This is a genomic window from Pseudomonas edaphica (assembly GCF_005863185.1).
In the GTDB taxonomy this organism is placed as follows: Bacteria; Pseudomonadota; Gammaproteobacteria; order Pseudomonadales; family Pseudomonadaceae; genus Aquipseudomonas; species Aquipseudomonas edaphica.
Genome location: NZ_VBVZ01000468.1, coordinates 1 through 5024, shown reverse-complemented (window position 1 = coordinate 5024; position 5024 = coordinate 1). Strand labels below are relative to the sequence as shown.

At 60.8% G+C, this 5024-nt stretch carries 6 protein-coding genes; 5 read left to right on the top strand and 1 reads right to left on the bottom strand.

Going from position 1 to position 5024, the window contains the following annotated elements:
- Positions 1 to 217: 217 nt before the first annotated feature.
- Genes nosR through FEM54_RS24360 form a run of 3 tightly spaced genes read left to right on the top strand, consistent with a single transcriptional unit; the run spans position 218 to position 2441 of the window.
- Positions 218 to 1531 carry a response regulator c-di-GMP phosphodiesterase, NosR family gene (nosR, locus tag FEM54_RS24370; protein ID WP_138453431.1) on the top strand — a complete coding sequence of 438 codons (1314 nt, stop codon included), beginning with the start codon at positions 218 to 220 and terminating at the stop codon, positions 1529 to 1531.
- Entirely contained in the window at positions 1528 to 1941 is a 414-nt protein-coding gene (locus FEM54_RS24365; RefSeq protein WP_138453430.1) for an NUDIX hydrolase, read from the top strand. Before nosR ends, FEM54_RS24365 begins: the two co-directional genes overlap by 4 nt.
- Positions 1935 to 2441, top strand: coding sequence for a GNAT family N-acetyltransferase (locus tag FEM54_RS24360; protein WP_099548509.1), 507 nt, complete (start codon positions 1935 to 1937; stop codon positions 2439 to 2441). The genes FEM54_RS24365 and FEM54_RS24360 overlap by 7 nt, the downstream gene beginning before the upstream one ends.
- Positions 2442 to 2603: 162 nt before the next feature.
- On the opposite strand, the gene metR is transcribed toward FEM54_RS24360, so the two are convergent.
- Positions 2604 to 3521 carry a transcriptional regulator MetR gene (gene metR, locus FEM54_RS24355; RefSeq protein WP_017137016.1) on the bottom strand — a complete coding sequence of 306 codons (918 nt, stop codon included), beginning with the start codon at positions 3519 to 3521 and terminating at the stop codon, positions 2604 to 2606.
- Between the two features lie 182 nt (positions 3522 to 3703).
- Between metR and FEM54_RS24350 the strand changes: the two genes are divergently transcribed.
- Both FEM54_RS24350 and FEM54_RS24345 read left to right on the top strand, forming a co-directional pair.
- Positions 3704 to 4723, top strand: coding sequence for an alpha/beta fold hydrolase (locus FEM54_RS24350; RefSeq protein WP_138453429.1), 1020 nt, complete (start codon positions 3704 to 3706; stop codon positions 4721 to 4723).
- Positions 4724 to 4780: 57 nt separating this feature from the next.
- Positions 4781 to 5024 (top strand): DsbA family protein (locus FEM54_RS24345; RefSeq protein WP_171045893.1); only part of this gene is annotated, 244 nt, incomplete at its 3' end.

Sequence of the window (5024 nt, the reverse complement as noted above, 5' to 3'; positions counted from 1 at the left end):
GCATTGGCAACAGGGTTGATGGCATAACGCTTCCTTCCTTGGTTTGACATCCGGGAGGAGTACGTACCGGTTAAGACAGCATAGTTGAGTTCCCTTGAAATCGACGGCAAGTTGGCGTCAAATCAGCTGCGTGGCTGCGTGCATCAAGCGCAGAAACGCGGCGGGATACCAGGGTTCAATTTAGCTCTATTACGTTTATTTTTAAGGCGCAGTAACCATGGATGAACAGCTTGCGACCCCACCCACGATTCTGCTGGTTGATGATGAAGAATCGATCCTCAACAGCCTGCGCCGCCTGTTGCGCGGCCAACCCTTCAATGTCGTGCTCGCCGGCAGCGGCGCCCAGGCCCTGGAGATCATGGCGGCCCAGCCCATCGACCTGGTGATGAGCGACGCGCGCATGCCCGGCATGGACGGCGCGCAGTTGCTGGCTGAAGTCCACCGGCTGTACCCGGCCACCAGCCGCATCCTGTTGACCGGCTATGCTGACCTTGCGACGATCATCAAGGCGATCAACGAAGGGCAGATTCACCGTTACATCAGCAAACCCTGGAATGACGAAGAACTGCCGCTGGTGTTGCGCCAGGCCCTGGAGCATCAGCGCCTGGAGCGCCTGGCCCATGAGCAGAACGATCAGCTCAAGGTGTTGAACGCCAACCTGGAAAAGCGCGTGGCAGCCCGTACCAGCGAGCTGCAACAGACCGCCGACATGCTCGATCTGGCCTACGACGAGCTCAAGCGCAGCTACGTGACCGGTACCGAAGTGTTTTCGCTGTTGGCCAACCTGCGCTTGCCCAAGGACAAACAGACCAACCGCGCCTTGATCGAACTGGTCCGGGTCTACTGCGCGGCCCAGTCCATCGACGAAGCCAGCACCCGCGACCTGACCATGGCCGCTGCGCTGTACAACATTGGCAAGCTGAGCTGGAGCGACAGCATGATGGTTGCGCCGTCGGACAAGCTGCACAGCACCGACCGTGGCCTGTATCGCGAGTACCCGACCCAGAGCGAATCGCTGCTGATGACCCTGGAACCGATGAAGGATGCGGCGCGGATCATTCGCCACCACCAGGAGCGTTGGGACGGTACAGGGTTTCCCGATCACCTCAAGGGCGATGCGATCCCGCCCGGCTCGCGCCTGCTTAAACTGGCAGTGGACTTCATCGAACTGCAAAAAGGCTTGATCCTTGAACGGCATCTGAACAGCGACGAAGCGTTGCTGTATATCCGCAAGTACGCCGGTCGCCTTTACGATCCGGAGCTGGTGGAAGACTTCGTGCAGGCCTGCGCGGCCTTCCTCAGCGATGTGACCTTGGGCGACCCCAGCGTCAAGGTCCTCTCCACCCGAGAGCTGGAAGCCGGCATGGTGCTGGCCCGCAACCTCAATGCCGATAACGGCATGCTGTTGCTTAACGCCGGCAAGGTGTTGAATCTGCCGCTGGTGGACAAGCTGATCGCGTTCGAGGCGATGGAAGGCGCGAAATACAGCGTATTTATCAAACAACCTGAAGAGACACCGATCCTTTCATGAGCATTTCCACTATTCGAATCGCCGCCGCCCTGCTGATCGGCAGCGACGGTCAAACCCTGCTGGTACGCAAACGTGGCACCCAGGCGTTCATGCAGCCCGGCGGCAAGATCGACGCCGGTGAGCAACCCGCCGAGGCGCTGGCCCGTGAGCTGTACGAAGAACTGAACCTGTGTATCAAACCGAGTGACGCCGTGTACTTGGGCCAGTTCTCGGCGCCTGCCGCCAACGAACCGGGTTTTACGGTGCACGCCGAGTTGTTCCAGGTGCACATTGATGTGCCGGTGACGCCCGCTGCCGAGATTGAAGAAGTGCGCTGGATCGACCCGGCCGGTGACGGCGGCTTGCACCTGGCGCCTTTAACGCGGGATTTGATCCTGCCGTTTTACCGAAAGTCGCTCACCGCATGCTGATTCGCCCACTGGGTGCCCACGACGCCGAGGCATATCGAGCGCTGATGCTTGAGGCCTACGGCGCCTATCCCCAAGCGTTTACCTCCAGCGTCGCCGAGCGCGCGCGGATGCCAATGAGTTGGTGGGAAAAGCGCCTGGACAATCCGTTGGACCGGGTACTCGGCGCGTTCGCGGCTGACACCTTGGCCGGGATTGTCGGCCTGGCCTTTGAACCCCGGGAAAAGGCGCGGCACAAAGTCACGCTGTTCGGCATGTTCGTGACCGAGGCTTATCAGCGCAAGGGCCTGGGCCGTGAGTTGCTGGAGGCGGCGCTCGATGCCGCGCGACGCCAGCCCGGCGTCAAACTGATCCAACTGACCGTCACCGCCGGCAACGACGCAGCCTTCGCGCTGTACCAGCGCTGCGGTTTTATTCAATACGGCCTGGAGCCGTTGGCGGTGCGGGTGGGGATCGAGTATTTCGACAAGGTCCACATGTGGCGTGAACTCAAAGGCGACTGAAATTCCATAGGGGAACCATAGTTCTGTGTGGGAGCTGGCTTGTCGAATCGTCGCACCGCTGCGATAGCATCAACTCTGTGTACCTGACACACCGAGGTGTCTGCATCGCAGGCAAGCCAGCTCCCACATTAGAGTCCTCATTGTGTTCACCTTTGTGCGTGATTAACGCACGGCGCTGACTCCATCCAAGGTCGAAAACGACGTGTCTTTCGCCGTCAGCAAGAAGTCGCGCATATACGGCGCATCCAGCATGTCCGCACGGATCCCCGCATACAACGTCGCGAACAAGCCTTTTTCGCCCAAACGCTTGGCCTTCACATACCCACGCGCGCTGTATTCATGCAGCGCCCAATGGGGCATGCCGCACACGCCACGGCCGCTGGCGACCAATTGCATCATCATCACCGTCAGCTCCGAGGTGCGCACCTGGGCCGGCTCCACGTCGGCCGGTTCCAGGAAGCGCGTGAAGATGTCCAGGCGGTCGCGCTCAACCGGGTAGGTGATCAGGGTTTCGCTGAGCAAGTCTTGCGGCACGATGTACGACTTGTTCGCCAGCGCATGCTGGTTGGCCACGGCCAACATGGCTTCGTAGGTAAACAAGGGTACATAGGTGATGCCCGGCAGTTCCAGCGGGTCGGAGGTCACCACCAGGTCCAGGTCGCCACGGGCCAGGGCCGGCAGCGGCGCGAAGGCAAAGCCTGAGGCCAGGTCCAGTTCGACTTCCGGCCAGGCATCGCGGAACTGGTCGATGGTCGGCATCAGCCACTGGAAGCAGCTGTGGCATTCGATGGCCATGTGCAAGCGCCCGGCGGTGCCACCGGCCAAACGCGCAATGTCACGCTCGGCGCCGCGCAACAAGGGCAGGGTGGCATCGGCCAGTTGCAGCAGGCGCAAGCCGGCGCTGGTAAAGCGCAGCGGTTTGGTTTTGCGTACGAACAGCGGCATGCCCAGGCGCTCTTCCAGTTCTTTGAACTGGTGGGACAGCGCCGATTGCGTCAGGTGCAGGCGTTCGGCGGCTTCGACCAGGCTGTCGGCTTCGCGCAATGCGTGCAGGGTCTTGAGGTGGCGGATTTCGAGCACGGGCGCTCCATGAAGATAATTTGTGATGATTAGATATGTCGTGAGTTTGTCTCATGTTGCCAGTCATGTCGACCATGACCGTTGGGCGCACTTCATCAAACTGTCACGCAACTGTGGCAGCGCGCTTGTACAAACTTCATCAGACTCGCGCTCTACTGGGGTTCTGCGTTTCGGTGTTTTTCATGCGCGTGTTGTTTTTATTGGCCGCTCTAGTGTTCGGCCTGCCGTCTTTTGCGGCTTCTCGATGTGATGTCAATGTCCCGACCCAAACGGTCGACCTGGAAAAAGTCAGCATCGCCTATCAGAGCATCGGCCGGGAGTCGGACCCGGCGTTGCTGTTGGTCATGGGCCTGGGCGGGCAGTTGATCCACTGGCCGGATGAAGTGGTGGTGGCCTTGTGTGAACAGGGTTTTCGCGTGATCCGCTACGACAACCGTGACGTTGGTTTGTCCACCTGGCGCCAGGCTCCCGCCAGCGCCAACCTGACGTTCGAAGTGCTGCGCTACAAGCTCGGTTTGCCGGTGGCGGCGCCGTACACGCTGACCGACATGGCCGACGATGCATTGGGCTTGATGGACGCGCTGCAGATTCAGCAATTCCACGTGCTGGGCGCGAGTATGGGCGGCATGATCGCCCAGCACCTGGCAGCCATGGCGCCGCAGCGGGTCGAAAGCCTGACGCTGGTGATGACCAGTTCCGGCGCCGAAGGCTTGCCGGCGCCCAACGCGGCGTTGGTGCAGTTGCTGTCGCGGCGCAGCGCGCCAAACCGTGAAGTGGCGCTGGAGCAACAAGCCGATTTACTCGCAGCCCTGGGCAGCCCCAACGTGAAAGATGATCGCCAGGCGCTGCTGCACCAGGCCGCGCTGTCCTACGACCGCGCCTTCAACCCGGACGGCGTGAAGCGTCAGATCATGGCGATTTTGGCTGAGCCGAGCCGCGTGCCTTTGCTTAACCAATTGCGCGTGCCGACCCTGGTGGTGCACGGCACCGCCGACCCGTTGTTGCCGGTGATGCACGGCGTACACCTGGCCGCGCATATCCAGAGCAGCCAGCTGAAGCTCATACCGGGCATGGCCCACCGCTTCCAGGAAGCCTTCAAGGCACCGCTGCTGACGGCTGTGTTGCCGTATCTGAAAGCCCATCGCGAAGATGCCGCGCATTGGGCGCAGATTGATCTGGGCGAGCCTTCGAAGGTGCTGTGAAGTTGGTGTATGGTGCAACCTTTATGGCGCACATTAATGCCAGCGAGGTTGCCTACCATGAGTACTCCCCTGAAAATCGATTTCGTCAGCGACGTGTCTTGCCCCTGGTGCATCATCGGCCTGCGCGGCCTGACCGAAGCCCTCGACCAACTGGGTAGCGAGGTGCAGGCCGAGATTCATTTCCAGCCGTTTGAGCTGAACCCGAAGATGCCGGCCGAAGGGCAGAACATCGTCGAGCACATCACCGAAAAGTACGGCTCCACCGCCGAGCAATCCCAGGCCAACCGTGAGCGTATCCGCG